The organism is Streptococcus alactolyticus, from assembly GCF_012277075.1.
Taxonomy (GTDB): domain Bacteria; phylum Bacillota; class Bacilli; order Lactobacillales; family Streptococcaceae; genus Streptococcus; species Streptococcus alactolyticus.
This window is the reverse complement of the sequence record NZ_JAAXMT010000001.1, coordinates 69288-84228: the sequence shown is the minus strand read 5'-3', so window position 1 is coordinate 84228 and position 14941 is coordinate 69288. Positions and strand designations below refer to the sequence as shown.

Genomic DNA, 14941 nt, shown 5'->3' with positions numbered 1-14941 from the left:
ATCAACATGAATCCCCAAGGTATTAACAGCAGCCAAGGTCAAAATATTGATGGTAATCGCTGCACCAGCCATGTTAATCGTTGCTCCCAGCGGAATAGAAACCGAATAAGTGTCCTCATCCAAGCCCAAGTCCTCACACAGTTTCATATTGACAGGAATGTTGGCAGCTGAACTTCTAGTGAAAAAGGCAGTCAAGCCCGATTCACGCAGGCAACAAAAGACCAGCGGATAAGGATTTTCACGAATCATGATAAAGGCGATGAGCGGATTGACCACCAAGGCAACAAAAAGCATGGTACCAACTAAGGTCACAATCAACATCCCATAATTGGCCAAAATCCCAACCCCATTGTCAGAAACGGTTTTAAACACCAAACCTAGAATACCAAACGGCGCTAAATTGATAATCCAACGCACCACTTGTGACGTCACTTCTGCCGTTGTTTGAAGCAATTCTTTGGTTTGTGGGCTGACATTTCGCAAGGCTAGACCAAAAATGACCGCCCAAGCCAAGACCCCGATGTAATTGGCAGAAGCCACGGCATTCACAGGGTTATCCACAATCTTGAGCAACAAGTCCTTAAAGACCTGTGCAATCCCTTCTGGTGCCGATAAATTGCTATCGCTCACGCCGTCTAAAGTTAAAGTTAGCGGGAAAAGGTAGTTGACCATAACGGCCACAAGGGCTGCCGCCAAGGTCCCAATCAGATAAAGTCCGATAACGGTGGACATATTGGTTCGCTTACCTCTTTCGTGTTGTGACAAGGCATTTGCCACCAAAGCAAAAACAAGCAAAGGCGCAATAGCTTTCAAACCACCAACAAATAAATCTCCCAACAGACCGATGACACTCACCTTAGGAATCAGCATTCCCAAAAGCAAACCAAGCACCACCCCGATGACAATGCGTTTGATTAAACTGGTCCTATTCCAAACACTGATAAAATGTCTCATAGAAACTCCCTTCATAACGAAATAACTTTCTTATCATAATATAAAACAAGGGCTTCGTCAAACGATGCTTGCCCCCCATACCCCATTTTGCAATTGCCAATTCACGACTATTGACGGTTAAGAATCCGTTCGATATAATAATTGTCAGACATTTCTCTAAATTATAATTGTCTCAACTTTAATATATCTCTTAACGAGGAGGAGATTATGAAAACCTTTAAAAATATCTATGTCATCATAGGATTTATGTTATTTGCTCTGTTTTTTGGAGCAGCTAACTTGATTTACCCAGCCTTTTTAGGGATTTACTCTGGAAGCAATTTGGCGCTTGCCATTATCGGCTTTTGCTTGACTGGAGTTACTTTGCCATTGCTGGGTGTGGTGGCTGTTGCACGCTCTGGGGCGAGTGACGTGGAGGACTTCGTTCGACCTGTTTCAAAACGCTATGCCCTGCTCTTTTCAATTGCCCTTTACCTTTCAATTGGTCCCTTCTTTGCTATTCCAAGAACGGGGGCAACATCATTCTCAGTTGGTATCCAACCCATCTTTGGTGACAATCTCATTGCCAAAATCGTTTATGGTTTGCTCTTCTTTGGTTTATCTTACCTCTTGGCGATCAGACCAAGCAAAATCGCAGACCGTATTGGGAAATATTTGACGCCTGCTCTTTTGATTATCATTGCTGTTTTGGTGGTGGCTTCCTTTATCAAACCAGCTGGTGATATTGGAGTAGCTCACAATGCAGCTAATGACATCAGCAACGCTTTCAAAGATGTGCCATTTGTCGCTGGACTTATCCAAGGTTACGGTACCATGGACGCCCTTGCTTCACTAGCCTTTGCCATTATCGTTATTGATGCCAGCAAGCAACACGGTGCTAAGACTCAATCTGAAGTCGCTGGACTAACCTTCAAATCAGGTATCATTGCTACTGTTCTTTTGGCACTTATCTACATCTTTGTGGCACGCATCGGAGCAACATCACAAAGCCTTTTTAGCTTTACTGATGGTCAATTCATGCTTAACGGTGCCCCTGTTGACGGTGGAAATGTTCTTAGTCAGTCAGCGCATTTTTACCTTGGTAATATCGGACAAGTGGTATTAGCCTTGGCTATTTTCCTAGCTTGTTTGACAACAGCAACAGGACTTATCACAGCTTGTGCGGAGTACTTCCATAAATTGCAACCAAAAGTATCGCACGTTAGCTGGGCAACCATCTTTACCTTGATTGCTTTAGTCTTTTACTTCGGTGGCTTATCTGAACTCATCAAATGGTCACTCCCTGTGCTTTACCTTCTTTACCCATTAACAATCGCTATCGTTCTCTTGATGCTTTGCTCTAAATTCTTCCAAAATAGCCCGATTGTCTATCGCTTGACAATCGCATTCACCATGATTCCTGCTCTTTACGATGCCTTATCTACCCTTTCAGCCATGACTGGTTTGTTTAACCTACCAAACGGAGTGGTATACTTCTTTACCAGCGTTGTCCCACTTGGTCAATTCTCAATGGGTTGGATTAGCTTTGCCGTCGTTGGATTTATCCTTGGCGTCATCGTTCAAAGAGTTCAAAAAAATTAACCTGCTAACACCCAAGCTAAAGGCGCTTGGGTGTTTTTGTGTGCATCAAAAAAGAAGATGCCAAGCACCTTCTTTTTATTTGTGGCTTAATTTATTGGTCAGGAAATCTCCGATAAATTGAATCAAGAAAATCAAAATAAGAATGAGTAAGGTTGCCACCAAGGTCACATCGGTATTTGAACGGTTGTAACCATAGTAAATGGCAATGTAACCAAGTCCTCCAGCACCGATAGCACCAGCCATAGCCGTTTCTCCGACAAGTGAAATCAAGGTCACTGTTGACACGCGAATAAGGTCTGGCAACCCTTCGCTTAGGTAAACCTTAATAATATCCCAAAGAGTTGCTCCTGAGGCCTGAGCAGCTTCAATCACCCCTTGGTCAAGTTCAGCCAAGACCACCTGTACCTGACGAGCAAAGAAAGGAAAGGTCGCTGCTGATAGAGGTACTAAAGCAGCTGTCATACCAAGGTTTGTCCCTACAATCCAGTAAGTCACTGGGGCAATAATCGCTAGCAAAATAATGAACGGAATGGCACGGAAAACAGATGTGATTTTATCTAGAATTTGAAATGCCACCTTGTTTTCGATGACCCCATTGGGTCCTGTTAACACCAAAAACAAGCCAACAATCAATCCTAAAAGCCCACCCACGACAAAAGAAATACTTGTCATGTAAAGGGTCGCGTAAATCGCGTCTGGCCAAGAATTCGTTCCCTCCCAGCCAATGCGGTAAACATTTGGTAAATAGGTTTCAATCCATTCTGTCATTTAAGCACCTCGTTTCAAAACAGTCAAATCAATTCCAGCTTTTACAATCGCTTTTTGGGCTCCCATAAGGGCATCAGGCTCACCTGATAAGACCACAATCATCTCACCCACTGGAGTATCCGCCAAGATTTCGATATTCCCATAAAGGATATTTGCCGTTACTTCAAACTCTTTGTAAATTTGATTAAGGATAGGCTCATCAGTTGACCTTCCTGAGTATTTTAATTGCACCAATAAATCATTTTTTGGCAAGGTTTGGATGAAGTCTTGTTTTTCGATTTTCACCAAAGCTTCATCAATGCCCGTAGCCGTTTTGATAAATTCTTGGGTCAAGGCTTCTTTTGGACTAGTAAAAATGTCCAAAACAGAACCCTCTTCAATCAAATGCCCATTTTGCATCACAGCAACACGGTGGCAAATGTCTTTCACAATTTGCATTTCGTGCGTAATCATCACAACCGTCAAGCCCAATTTTTGGTTCAAATCTTGCAACAAGGTCAAAATTTGCTTGGTGGTTTTAGGGTCTAAGGCCGAGGTTGATTCGTCTGAAATCAAGATTTCAGGGTCATTTGCCAAGGCACGCGCAATCGCCACACGCTGTTTTTGACCACCCGATAATTGTGACGGGTAATTCTCTGCACGCTCTGACAAGCCGACCAACTCCAACAATTCCGACACTTTTTTGTCTTTTTCTTCTTTAGACAAAGATGAATGTCTAAGGGCAAAAGCCACATTTTGACGCGCCGTTTTTTGAGCCATCAAATTGAAATGTTGGAAAATCATTCCAATTTTTTGGCGTTTTTGGCGTAATTTAGCTCCTTTTAACTGCACCTGACCATCTGAAAAGGTCACATCATCTCCAATGGTAATTGTACCAGACGTTGGTGGTTGTAGCAGGTTAATCGTACGCACTAAAGTCGATTTTCCTGCACCTGAATACCCAACGATACCATAGATATTGCCCTTGTGAATCGTGATAGAAACGTCTTTCACCGCTTCAATGGTGCGTCTTTTCTGATAAAAGGTAATGTCAATATTTTCTAGTTTAATAATGGGTTTTGTCATAACTCTTAATTAACTCCTCAATCATCTCAATGTGGGTGTAGTAATCAGCTAATTTTACATTTTCATCGCCAGCATGGTCGCTACTATTTGGATTACCAATTCCAAATGCCGCAATTGGAACTTCCAAGGCTTCAAAGATTTGGTGCATTGGGCCTGTTCCCGCAGTGGTTGGCAAGACAGATACTCCATTTGGTGAAAATGCCTTGGCAATCTCGATGACATTTAAAATAGCAGGGTCTGACATATCGCTACGATAAGCCTTTTCACCCAAGGTGTAAATCAATTCCACTTGTTCAAAACCGTGTTTGTCCAAATGCTTTCTAATGTGAGCAAGGGTTTCTTTTGGATCCAAGCCAGGTACCAAGCGAACTTCCATCTTAGATCTTGCTTTTGATGGTAAAATCGTTTTAACCCCTTGCCCTTGATAGCCTGACGTTATGCCTTCAATGGTAATAGCAGGCTCAAAAAAGACGGTTTTCACTAATGATTCTGTATCTTTGGTCAATAGCGGCAAGGTCAATCCATACAAGTCCTGCAAACGCTCAGGGTCTAAATTAGCGTGCTCCAAAGCCAATTGCCACTCTCGTTCATTTGGCGGTGTCACCTGGTCGTAAATGCCATCCACTAGCAAGCGTCCCTCATCATCTCGTAAGGATGTAATCGCCTTGAGCAAGTACCACGTTGCTGTATCAATCACCGCACCAAATTTCGAATGAATATCAATTTTCGCTGAATCCACGACCATATCAAAGGTCACAATGCCCTTGGTTCCACCTGAAATCTCGATTTGTCCTTTAGCATTTGAAATGCCTTGTTCCCAAACCAACAAATCCGCACCACGCAATTCATCAGCATATTTTTCCAGGTAGGTTTCTAAACCAACAGAAGCCGATTCTTCTGCCCCTTCCATGAGAAAAATCACATTGACAGGTAAATCACCGTGCTGACGACGGTACTTTTGAACGGCAGTCAAACGCGCGGTAATGTGTCCTTTGTCATCATCCACACCCCGACCGTACATATACCCATCACGAACCGTCAATTCAAATGGATTGGATGTCCACGGTTGGTCATCATCAGCAGGCACCGTATCATAATGATTGTAAAAAATGATGGTTTTAGCTTCAGGATGACTACTCTTAAATCGAGCCAAAACCAGCGGTGCCGTACAGATATCGTCAATTGTCACCTCAGCACCAGCTTCTGTAAACAACTGCCCCAACTCACCCGCAACCTCAGCCAAACCAATCTGTTGAGCGAAGATGGATTTTTTGGCAATCAAACGCCCCAGCGCTTCAAAATAATACTGTGTGAGTTCATCTTGATAAAATTTTTCTAATTGCTCATTTTCGTTTACGACCATTTTGCTACCTTTCACAACGCTCACATTTTACTCAGAAATACCGCCTACAAAGAAAATCGGTGTGTTAAGAACACACCTGATTCTTATCTTTTGGCTCATTCATTTGATGATGACGATTCAGAAGTTGATGATGTTTTAGCACCTTTCCAAGCAGGAATATCGATACCGTTTGATGCTTTTTCGATTTCCTTACCAACTTCATCTGTTTGATAAACAGATACCAAAGTTTCAATGGCGTCAGCCTTGTCTGATTTCTTCCAATCTTTTTGGGCTGCAATCACGTTAATCCATTGGTCTGAATTATCATCGATTGGTTCTGTGTAAAGAGTTGTATCATAGTTAACATTTGCAGATTGGGCATAAGAGTTGTTGATAACTGCCGCATCTACTGAGTTAAGTGTTGAAGCTGTTTGTGCAGCATCCACTTCTTTGATATCCAAATTCTTTGGATTTGATGAAATGTTTTTGATAGTTGCCAACTCATTACCTGAAACATCCAATTTAATCAAACCAGCTGATTGAAGCAAGTAAAGGGCACGGCTTTCGTTTGACGCATCGTTTGGCACTGAGATAGTCGCTTTATCTGGAATATCTACAACATCTGTGTACTTAGCATCACCGTTATTTTTTGTTCCTGAGAACAAACGGATTGGGCTAAGAAAGGTATCAGCTACTTCAACGATAGTGCCGTCATTTTCTTTGTTCCAGTTACTCAAGAAATATTTGTGTTGGAAGGCGTTGACATCAATTTCCCCATTTTGAAGGGCTTCGTTTGGTTGGTTGTAATCTGTAAACTCAACCAATTTGATTTTAACACCTTTCTTTTCAGCCAATTCTGTGATTTCATCCCAAACAGGTTCTGTGCTATCATCCAATGTCATGATTCCAACTTTAAGTGTTGAGTCATCTGATGCTGATTTTGAGTTGCCTCCGCAAGCTGCCAATAAAACTGTTGATGCTGCAATCACACCTGCTAATCCAAATATCTTTTTCAATTTCATATCTATATCCTCTTTCATTTACTAAGTGATTTTATTGTATCCTATTTGGATATAGGTTTCAAATTGTTATTAACAAGTATTATTTATAGTTTAAAACTATAACCACATTTTAATGAGAGGTTGGCAATTTCAAATCATCTGCACTTGGAGTGTAGTCGCCACCAAGGTATTGTTCTGCCAATTTAGACAAGGTACCATTTTCTTGTAAGGTTTTAAGACGTTTGTTGACGTAAGTTTGCAAGTCTTTTTGGTCATCACCGAAAATGAAGTAGATGTAAGGTTGGTCATCTGATTTCAAATCAATGGTCTTCAAGTTTGTTAATTGTTGGTTTTTGATAACTGTATTAACTGTTGGGGCGTCAAAAATCTTGAAGTCATACTTGCCATCGTTCAAGTTAGTCAACATTTGAGTAATGTTTTCGTTAGTATAATTGATATCAACGGTGTCGTTACTGTGTTCTTGGTTGTATTTTTCCAATTGTGCAGCAGTTGTTGTCCCTTGAACCACTTGGGTTGAGTGACCACCAATATCATCGTAAGAGGTGATTTTACTATCATTTGGCACAACTAAAACAGATGGGGTTGAGCCGATAGGGTAAGAGAAGAGGTACTTATTGGCACGTTCTTTAGTGTAGCTGATATTGTTACCAGCCATTTGGTATTTGCCTGAGTCAATCCCTGTAAAAATAGATGCCCACTCGGTTTTCTTGAAAGTGACCTTGTATTTGTCAGAATCCTTAAAGACCGCTTTGGCAACTTCGATATCGTATCCTGTCAATTCTCCGTTGTCTTCATATGAGAATGGGGCCGTTGTTCCGACAGTCGCAAAGACCACTTCTTCTTTACCGCTTGATTTTTTAGAGGATGATTGTGACGAGCAAACCGCTAAAACAAGGCTTGAGGCCAAAACCACACTTGTTACACCTAATGCTTTTTTCCAAAATGTCATATCCATAACTTCCTTTCCTTTTTTAAGACGCTTTTATCTTAACACCACTCTCGCTAGATAACAATTGATTTGATTGCAAGAAAAATAAGAAAAAGCCGCCTTAATCAGCTTTGTACTTATAATGTTTGAACCAAATAATGAAATAAGTTGCGGCTCTCCGTTCTGTCTAGCAACAACTCAGGATGCCACTGAATGCCTAAAATGGGAGCACCTTTCTTGCTTTCATAAGCTTCAATCGTGCCATCACGTGTATCACGCGCCGTCGCAACCAAGTCAGGTGCCAACTCTTTAACGCTTTGGCGATGAAAGGAATTAATACAAGCACCTGATTTGACCAAATGGCTCACACGACTGTTGGGAACAACTGACACTTCATGTGAGGTACCTTCAACGTCTTCTTGCCAATGATTGTCTATGTTTTGATTCAAGGTACCGCCTAATGCTACATTTAGCAGCTGCATGCCTCGGCAAACCGCAAAAATAGGTTTTCTTTGACGCAAGGCTTCTTTAATCAAAGCCAATTCAAATTCATCACGTTCCAAAAAGTAATCGTCACTGTCGATAGTCTTTTCTTCACCGTAAAATGCTGGTGTCACATTTTGACCGCCAGATAAAATCAGCTTATCAATCATATCAATGTAAGCTTTAGCAAGAGCGGGGCTCCCAACTGGAATGATAACAGGAACGCCACCAGCAGCGGTAACGCCTTCAGATAAATAACGCGACACCGTATCAAAACGAATGCCTGACATCTCTGGTATTTCTTTTTCATTTCCTGTAATCCCAACAATGACTTGCTTCATTTAACATCCTCTCCTTCCTTTATTTGAGATTCGCTCATTACAATAACCCTATTTTAGACCAAAACGCCACGCTTTTCCAATAGATTTTTATTATCACTCAGATAAAAGAAAGCTATCACTCAAAACGAAAAAGACAGTCAGTAATAAGAACTGACTATCTTTTGTGGTGTTTGTGGTGTATAGATTAAAAATCAGCAACGTTGTGGTAAACTTTTTGCACGTCCTCGTCATCTTCAAGAACGTCAATTAGTTTTTCAAAGACTTCAAGGTCTTCACCATCAAGAGTGACTTCTGATTGTGGAATCATTTCAAGCTCAGTCACTTTGAATTCGTCAATACCGTTGGCACGCAAAGCTTCGATACCTTTGTGAAGGTCAGTTGGTGCTGTGTAAACTGTTACCACACCATCCTCTGCTTCAACATCCTCAACGTCAACGTCTGCTTCAAGCAATTGTTCAAAAACAGCATCGGCATCGTCACCGTCAAACACGATAACCCCTTTTTTGTCAAAAAGGTATGATACAGAACCTGCTGCTCCCATGTTACCACCGTTTTTACCAAATGCTGAACGGAGGTTAGCAGCTGTACGGTTAACGTTACTTGTCAAAGTGTCCACGATAATCATTGAACCATTTGGTCCAAAGCCTTCGTAACGTCCTTCAACGAAGGTTTCGTCTGTATTACCTTTTGCTTTATCAATGGCGCGGTCGATAACGTGTTTTGGCACTTGGGCTTGTTTTGCACGCTCAAGTACAAATTTAAGGGCTGAGTTTGATTCTGGGTCTGGTTCACCCTTTTTAGCAGCTACATAGATTTCAACACCAAATTTAGCATAAACTTTAGAGTTAGCACCATCTTTGGCAGTTTTTTTGGCAACAATATTGGCCCACTTACGTCCCATGGGTAGTCTCCTTTGTAAAGATTTTTTTGTTAGCTTAATAAATGGAGTTGAACGACGTCAAACGCTCAATCCTTGAACTACTGAACTAGCACAGCTAAATTCGTAATCCCTATTATTATAGCACTTTGGCGGGCTGGTGTAAAATACTGATGGCTTAAAAAAACGTGATTAGGCTATCCTTTTGGCATAGATTGGACATATTGGGCTAGTGAGGTGGCTTTTGTGCCTAAGACTTTTTCTATGGCATTTGATAAGCCTGCCTGTTCGTCCTTAGCAATGGCGGTGTAGGTTGACACCCAAGCATCGTATTCCTAATCTTCTGCTGGCCAAGCCTTGCGTGAAGCGTAAGCTTCTTCAACGGTTTCCTCAACATAGCTGATTGTTTTGCCTAGCAAATGGCTTAACTGCTCTGCCATTTCTGACAAAGTTAATGCCTCAGGTCCTGTCATATCTAGGGTTTGATTTGCCCATTTATCAGAGTCTTTGAGAATAGCTACCGCTACTTTGGCAACATCCGAACGCACAACAGCAGATACCTTGCCATTTCCAGCAGGTCCTTTGATTTCACCGTATTCTTGTGCCAATGTCACAAAGAAATCCATGTAGAAATTATCCCGCAAAAAGGTATAAGTCAGACCTTTTTCTTTGATATATTGCTCGGTTGCCGCATGGTCACGAGTCAAGGTAAAAGTCGCCTTTGGGTTAGCATTGTAAAAAGACGTGTAAATAATGTGCTTAACCCCAGCCTCCTTGGCAGCATCTATAAAATCCAAATGCTCTTGCAAGCGGTTTGGTGCCTCTTTATCCGAAACCATGAACAAAACCTCAATGCCAGAAAGGGCCTCAAGTGCTTGAGGTGAGTATTCATAACGGCATTGTTTCACCTCAGCTTTTGCTAGTTTTGGTTCCCGTTCTGGCGAGCGTGCCAAATGCCGTGCGGGAATTCCTGCATCAGACAAGGCTTATGCCACAAAACCGCCTAAATGCCCCGTCACACCTGTAATTGCAATCCTCGTCATCTTTTTCTATCCTCCATTAATCTTAATGCCCTCATTGTAACATGGTAGGGTAAAAATCGCTGACATTTGGTTTTAAAAAAGCCAAGTGGCCTAGCACTTGACTTCTTTGTTTATTAAAATCACTCTCTATCCACTCTGACAGGGACTCTTCCCCAGGTTTGCTCTGGCAACTGTGGATTACCTAGCTGATAGACTTGGTCAGCTTGTTGCGTCACCTCGTCCCAAGGTTTAGCACCAATTCGCGTCACGATAGGTACTGATTTTTTAACTTTTTTGAGGTGTTCTTGCCCTTTTAGAGTAAAACCAAGCACATGAATGGCCTTGGGAAGTGGTTTTTCCACAGCTCCAACCAAAATATAAGCCAAAATACGGCTCACACGAGCCTTTGTGTAACGCTTAGTGGCCACCTTATCTACCAATTCTTCCACAGACGTCACTGTTCGAATAGCTGAGCGAATGCGGTTGGCTAATTCCTCATTAACCTGAAAAATCCTTGTCAAATCGGGATTTGTCTTAATTTGGTAGGCCAAAAAATCAAAATAATCTTCCCAACTAGCTTGTGGCGAATCCAGCAACAAATCAGCATCGGGCATGAATTTATCCACAAAGGCCTTGTCTTGTCTGTGGACACGCAAATTGGTCGCCGATGCAAAAGCCACCTCGGTTTCCAAGGAATGATAACCCGCTCCTTGACGCTGAATAGGATTGAGCCTAATCGCTTTTCCTGCACACGCTTTGGCATAAGCCAAGCCCAAGATATGATTGGGCGTATCACCAGTAAAATCAACCCCAGCAAAGGTTTCCCACATTTTTTGCGTTTTCTGTGGATAAGACAACTCGTCAGGCAATTGTTTTAGAAAATCCTGCATTTCTTGGTGATGTTGGGCATAAATGTGTGAAAAGTGTTGATAATCCAACATTTCTTCCGTGCCAAAAGTTAAGTTATCCACACCAAGACTGGCTAACATGTCAACTGCCCCTTGCGCAAAATAATCTGCCGCTTGAACAGCCACTAAAAACGGCAATTCCACCACCAAATCCGCGCCATTTTTCAGTGCCATCTCAGCTCGCGTCCACTTATCCACAATCGCAGGCTCGCCACGTTGGACAAAATTGCCCGACATAGCCACAATCTTCAAGCCCTTAGCTTGCGACAACAGATAACCATGCCCATTATGAAAGGGATTAAATTCCGCAATAATACCAGTAACCGTCATGGAAACTCCTTTTATTCTTTACTTGTTTGCTCACTTCTGGCACACAAAGAACCAGCGGTTTGATTTTTTGCGTGGCTTTTTGTCCTCAAAGTCAGCGTAGAGTTCTAATGATTTGAAACCTGCTTGCTCCAAGAGAATGTCATAGGTCAGGATTTCATAGGTGCGTTCTTCGTGAACTTCGTCATAGCGAGTGAAACGCCCATCCTCGTCTTGCAAGAAGAAAGTCAATTCATGGACAACAGAATGCGGTGCTTCATCGGCATAAGTGTCCCAAACCATGGCAAATTCTTCTGCATTTTCATGGTAAGAATAACCAGGAAAAACGGTATCAGTTTGGTAAGTTGAGTGCACGTCAAAGATGAATACTCCGTCCTCATTCAAACAGTCGTAAACTTGTTTAAAGACATCACCAACTTCAACCTCGTCAGCCATGTAACAAATCGAGTCTGAATAGCAAGTCACCAAATCATATTGACCAGCTTGCGACAAATCCAACATATTGCCCTGTTTGAAATTAATAGCCTCGCCTGCTTCCTTAGCACGCTGACGAGCCACGTCCAACATTTCTTCACTCAAATCAAGCCCTGTCACATCAAAGCCCGCTTGTGAGAAACGCACCGATTGGATACCTGTCCCGCAGGCCAATTCCAAGAGTTTTTTCTTGTTTTTGGGAAAATGGCGGAGCGAAAAATCAGTCCATTTATCATAAAGGGAATCGTCCATGATGGCATCATAAACCTCAGCAAATTTTTGATAGTTTTTGTTCATTTTTCTCTTTTGATAGTTCCGTCATGCGGGTACAAGCTGTGAGCTAACTCGCCTATCTTTCCTTTCTTCTTGTTTTCAAAAACCCCGCCAAGCGGCAAGGTTCTCTTTAAGCTAAGTATTCTGACACATCCACCATTGGAGCTTCGTGCCAAAGTTTTTCAATGTTGTAGTGTTCACGTTCGTCTTCTGAGAAAATATGGACAACAACATCATTAAGGTCAAGAAGTACCCAACCTGTACGACTATCACCTTCTGCATGGCTGGCTATACCAGCGACTTCTTTCACTTTTTCACGAATATTTTCAGCAATAGCATCCAATTGACGAGTGTTCATAGCGCTCACGACTACAAAATAATCAGTCACACTAGTCAACCCGTAAAGGTCTAAAACGACCATATCTTCTGCACGTTTCTCATCAGCTGCCTTCACAACCAATTCTAGTAATTCTTTTTTATCCATTTAATCCTCTTTTAAAATTTCTTCTAAATCAGCCACTTGGGCAAAACGTCCATTCCAAGTGCTTTCATAATGCTGTATTAATTGTTCTGCTGTAATTTCTCTTTCAGCAAAGGTAGTCGTGCCATTTTTAATAACTACCAAATCATAGCCAAACTCAAACGCCACCTTAACAGTCGTATCAATGCAATAATTCGTTGCCATGCCAATGATAATCAGCTGATCAATAGATTGGCTGTCCAGATAAGTCTGTAAATGAGTTTTTTTAAAAGCACTATTATAATGCTTATCAAAAATTTTCTCGTCAACTTCTGGAGCAATAGCTTCGTAAATTTCCCAGCCATGACTTCCTGTTAGTAGTTCGTCGTCATTGTGGCGGACGTAAATCACCTCAATGTTTTTCTCACGACAAGTGGCGATTGCTTTTTGCCAGACAGACAAACAGTTATCAACTGCATACGGTTTAGCCTCTATCAAGGCTGTTTGAATATCAATCACTAACAGAGCTGTTTTCATTTGTCATCTTTCATAAACCCAACATACGCATTATAAGTTTCAATGGTTTGTGGGAAGATTGGAAAGGCTTGGTGTGCAAGGTGCTCAACGGTATGAACCGTTTCATAAGCCACTGCCTTATCTAACGATTCTTTGGCAATCGCACGCGCTTCTTCCACCAAAGGAAAACGACGACCAGGCTCAATATAATCTGCCACATAAACAATCTTATCTAGCAAAGACATCTGACTTGAGCCAACTGTATGCGTTTCAATGCTGTGCAAGATATCCTTATTTGTCACGCCCAAATCTTCCTGAATCTTGTAAATACCAACCATGCCATGCCAGACATTGTTGCCCCATTTTTTGAGTTCTGGGTCAAGATTATACTTGTCAATCAAGTCTAAAAATTCTTGGTCTGAAATCTCTTTAGCATAATCATGCAATAAACCTGCGAGCCCTGCTTTTTCCTTATCGTAGCCATAACGCTCTGCCAATTCAATAGCTGTCTGTTCAACCCCAAGAACGTGATTAAATCGCTTGTCGCTCATGACAGCCTTGATTTTGGAAAGCAAGTCCTCACGGCTCGTCCCTGTGTACTGCTCATAAGTCACGATACAGCCCTTCTTTCTCAATATAATCAATCACAGGTTTAGGGAGTAAAAAGTTTGGTTTCAAACCTTTTTCAAACTGGTGACGAATCAAACTTGATGAGATATCCATCATAGGCACATCCACCCAAATCACAGGATAAGACGTCCCTGCCTTGTATTTTGGACGTTGCACACCGACGAATTGCACCATTTTGATAAGTTCATCAATTTTGTGCCATTTTGGCAAATAATCCACCATATCTGCACCGATGATGAAATAATAATCCACATCAGGATTTTTTTCCGTCAACAGTTTCATGGTTTCATAGGTATAGCTGACCCCTTTACGCTCCAATTCAATGGTTTCAATGCCTAAACCGTCAATACCCTCAATTGCTAATTCCAGCATTTTCAAACGATGCTTTTCATCGATCGTGTCTTTCTGGTCAACGTGTGGCGGTAGGTATTCGGGCATGAGAAAAACCTCGTCCAAGCCTAATTGCTGGCGAACTTGGTCTGCAATAACCAAATGGGCATTGTGAACAGGGTTGAAATTTCCTCCTAAAATACCAATTTGTTTTCGATTTGTGTCTTTTTCTTTCTTTTCTAACTCAACTTTGGTAAAGGGTGTTAGCAATTCTATTGCCATAGTGACGACCTCCAAGTCAGGCGACTTCCTAAACGACGAGCTTATTTGTTTAGCTCTTTTACTTTTGGTGATAGTTTGCGATTTTGTTTTTTAGACGATTCCTTGTAAAGAATCAAGATACGCCCAATTTTCAAAACCGTATCGCAACCAATTTCTTCTTCTAAAATGTCTGCAACCTCATGAATATCTTCGTCCGTATTTTGAAGCAAGGTTACTTTAATCAATTCACGAGCGTCCAAAGCTTGTCGAACACTGGTCTTGATTTGGTCATTTAGACCATTTTTCCCAATTTGTACAATCGGTTTCAAGCTATGTGCTTCTGATTTCAAAAAAGCACGTTGTTTTGATGTTAGCATGA

The 14941-nt window shown here is 41.7% G+C and carries 16 protein-coding genes and 1 pseudogene; 1 reads left to right on the top strand and 16 read right to left on the bottom strand.

Annotated elements, in window-relative coordinates; genetic code table 11:
* Window positions 1–954, bottom strand: a 954-nt coding sequence (gene sstT / locus HFK82_RS00380) for a serine/threonine transporter SstT (protein ID WP_168260400.1), incomplete at its 3' end; no start/stop codon positions are given.
* Between the two features lie 207 nt (window positions 955–1161).
* Between sstT and brnQ the strand changes: the two genes are divergently transcribed.
* Window positions 1162–2535 carry a branched-chain amino acid transport system II carrier protein gene (gene brnQ, locus HFK82_RS00375; protein WP_168260399.1) on the top strand — a complete coding sequence of 458 codons (1374 nt, stop codon included), beginning with the start codon at window positions 1162–1164 and terminating at the stop codon, window positions 2533–2535.
* Window positions 2536–2610: 75 nt separating this feature from the next.
* Here brnQ and HFK82_RS00370 read toward each other — a convergent pair whose 3' ends face one another.
* The 15 genes and pseudogenes from HFK82_RS00370 to yhbY form a co-directional block, all read right to left on the bottom strand.
* Window positions 2611–3303, bottom strand: coding sequence for a methionine ABC transporter permease (locus HFK82_RS00370; RefSeq protein WP_168260398.1), 693 nt, complete (start codon window positions 3301–3303; stop codon window positions 2611–2613).
* Window positions 3304–4368, bottom strand: a complete 1065-nt coding sequence (locus HFK82_RS00365) for a methionine ABC transporter ATP-binding protein (protein ID WP_168260397.1) — start codon at window positions 4366–4368, stop codon at window positions 3304–3306. It lies immediately after the preceding gene.
* Window positions 4349–5731, bottom strand: coding sequence for a M20/M25/M40 family metallo-hydrolase (locus HFK82_RS00360; protein ID WP_154454779.1), 1383 nt, complete (start codon window positions 5729–5731; stop codon window positions 4349–4351). The genes HFK82_RS00365 and HFK82_RS00360 overlap by 20 nt, the downstream gene beginning before the upstream one ends.
* 95 nt (window positions 5732–5826) lie before the next feature.
* Window positions 5827–6732 (bottom strand): MetQ/NlpA family ABC transporter substrate-binding protein, encoded by a 906-nt coding sequence (locus tag HFK82_RS00355; protein ID WP_154454780.1) that lies wholly within the window; start codon window positions 6730–6732, stop codon window positions 5827–5829.
* A gap of 109 nt (window positions 6733–6841) precedes the next feature.
* Complete coding sequence (locus HFK82_RS00350) at window positions 6842–7681, bottom strand: amino acid ABC transporter substrate-binding protein (protein ID WP_168260396.1); 840 nt, start codon at window positions 7679–7681, stop codon at window positions 6842–6844.
* Between the two features lie 116 nt (window positions 7682–7797).
* Window positions 7798–8484: a gamma-glutamyl-gamma-aminobutyrate hydrolase family protein gene (locus HFK82_RS00345; protein ID WP_168260395.1), complete on the bottom strand. Its 687-nt coding sequence runs from the start codon at window positions 8482–8484 to the stop codon at window positions 7798–7800.
* 184 nt (window positions 8485–8668) lie between these two features.
* Window positions 8669–9385 (bottom strand): YebC/PmpR family DNA-binding transcriptional regulator, encoded by a 717-nt coding sequence (locus tag HFK82_RS00340; protein ID WP_154454783.1) that lies wholly within the window; start codon window positions 9383–9385, stop codon window positions 8669–8671.
* Window positions 9386–9558: 173 nt separating this feature from the next.
* Window positions 9559–10344, bottom strand: a pseudogene (locus tag HFK82_RS00335) (SDR family oxidoreductase).
* A 179-nt stretch (window positions 10345–10523) separates the two neighbouring features.
* Window positions 10524–11621 (bottom strand): nucleotidyltransferase, encoded by a 1098-nt coding sequence (locus HFK82_RS00330; protein ID WP_168260394.1) that lies wholly within the window; start codon window positions 11619–11621, stop codon window positions 10524–10526.
* A gap of 30 nt (window positions 11622–11651) precedes the next feature.
* Window positions 11652–12389, bottom strand: a complete 738-nt coding sequence (locus HFK82_RS00325) for a class I SAM-dependent DNA methyltransferase (RefSeq protein WP_168260393.1) — start codon at window positions 12387–12389, stop codon at window positions 11652–11654.
* Window positions 12390–12495: 106 nt separating this feature from the next.
* Window positions 12496–12849, bottom strand: coding sequence for a ribosome silencing factor (gene rsfS / locus HFK82_RS00320; RefSeq protein ID WP_168260392.1), 354 nt, complete (start codon window positions 12847–12849; stop codon window positions 12496–12498).
* On the bottom strand, window positions 12850–13362 hold the full coding sequence (locus HFK82_RS00315; RefSeq protein WP_168260391.1) for a cysteine hydrolase family protein: 513 nt from the start codon (window positions 13360–13362) through the stop codon (window positions 12850–12852). It lies immediately after the preceding gene.
* Window positions 13359–13955 carry a bis(5'-nucleosyl)-tetraphosphatase (symmetrical) YqeK gene (gene yqeK / locus HFK82_RS00310; protein WP_168260390.1) on the bottom strand — a complete coding sequence of 199 codons (597 nt, stop codon included), beginning with the start codon at window positions 13953–13955 and terminating at the stop codon, window positions 13359–13361. The genes HFK82_RS00315 and yqeK overlap by 4 nt, the downstream gene beginning before the upstream one ends.
* Window positions 13945–14583, bottom strand: a complete 639-nt coding sequence (locus HFK82_RS00305) for a nicotinate-nucleotide adenylyltransferase (RefSeq protein ID WP_168260389.1) — start codon at window positions 14581–14583, stop codon at window positions 13945–13947. Before HFK82_RS00305 ends, yqeK begins: the two co-directional genes overlap by 11 nt.
* Before the next feature lie 41 nt (window positions 14584–14624).
* Window positions 14625–14939, bottom strand: coding sequence for a ribosome assembly RNA-binding protein YhbY (gene yhbY, locus HFK82_RS00300; RefSeq protein ID WP_154454789.1), 315 nt, complete (start codon window positions 14937–14939; stop codon window positions 14625–14627).
* Window positions 14940–14941: the final 2 nt, after the last annotated feature.

Excerpts from the sequence above, each read along its gene's own strand:
- HFK82_RS00355 (WP_154454780.1), bottom strand. The coding sequence starts at position 6,732 with ATGAAATTGAAAAAGATATTTGGATTAGCAGGTGTGATTGCAGCATCA.
- brnQ (WP_168260399.1), top strand. The coding sequence starts at position 1,162 with ATGAAAACCTTTAAAAATATCTATGTCATCATAGGATTTATGTTATTT.
- HFK82_RS00340 (WP_154454783.1), bottom strand. The coding sequence starts at position 9,385 with ATGGGACGTAAGTGGGCCAATATTGTTGCCAAAAAAACTGCCAAAGAT.
- HFK82_RS00345 (WP_168260395.1), bottom strand. The coding sequence starts at position 8,484 with ATGAAGCAAGTCATTGTTGGGATTACAGGAAATGAAAAAGAAATACCA.
- HFK82_RS00360 (WP_154454779.1), bottom strand. The coding sequence starts at position 5,731 with ATGGTCGTAAACGAAAATGAGCAATTAGAAAAATTTTATCAAGATGAA.
- rsfS (WP_168260392.1), bottom strand. The coding sequence starts at position 12,849 with ATGGATAAAAAAGAATTACTAGAATTGGTTGTGAAGGCAGCTGATGAG.
- HFK82_RS00305 (WP_168260389.1), bottom strand. The coding sequence starts at position 14,583 with ATGGCAATAGAATTGCTAACACCCTTTACCAAAGTTGAGTTAGAAAAG.
- yhbY (WP_154454789.1), bottom strand. The coding sequence starts at position 14,939 with ATGCTAACATCAAAACAACGTGCTTTTTTGAAATCAGAAGCACATAGC.
- HFK82_RS00315 (WP_168260391.1), bottom strand. The coding sequence starts at position 13,362 with ATGAAAACAGCTCTGTTAGTGATTGATATTCAAACAGCCTTGATAGAG.
- HFK82_RS00325 (WP_168260393.1), bottom strand. The coding sequence starts at position 12,389 with ATGAACAAAAACTATCAAAAATTTGCTGAGGTTTATGATGCCATCATG.
- HFK82_RS00330 (WP_168260394.1), bottom strand. The coding sequence starts at position 11,621 with ATGACGGTTACTGGTATTATTGCGGAATTTAATCCCTTTCATAATGGG.
- HFK82_RS00365 (WP_168260397.1), bottom strand. The coding sequence starts at position 4,368 with ATGACAAAACCCATTATTAAACTAGAAAATATTGACATTACCTTTTAT.
- HFK82_RS00370 (WP_168260398.1), bottom strand. The coding sequence starts at position 3,303 with ATGACAGAATGGATTGAAACCTATTTACCAAATGTTTACCGCATTGGC.
- HFK82_RS00350 (WP_168260396.1), bottom strand. The coding sequence starts at position 7,681 with ATGACATTTTGGAAAAAAGCATTAGGTGTAACAAGTGTGGTTTTGGCC.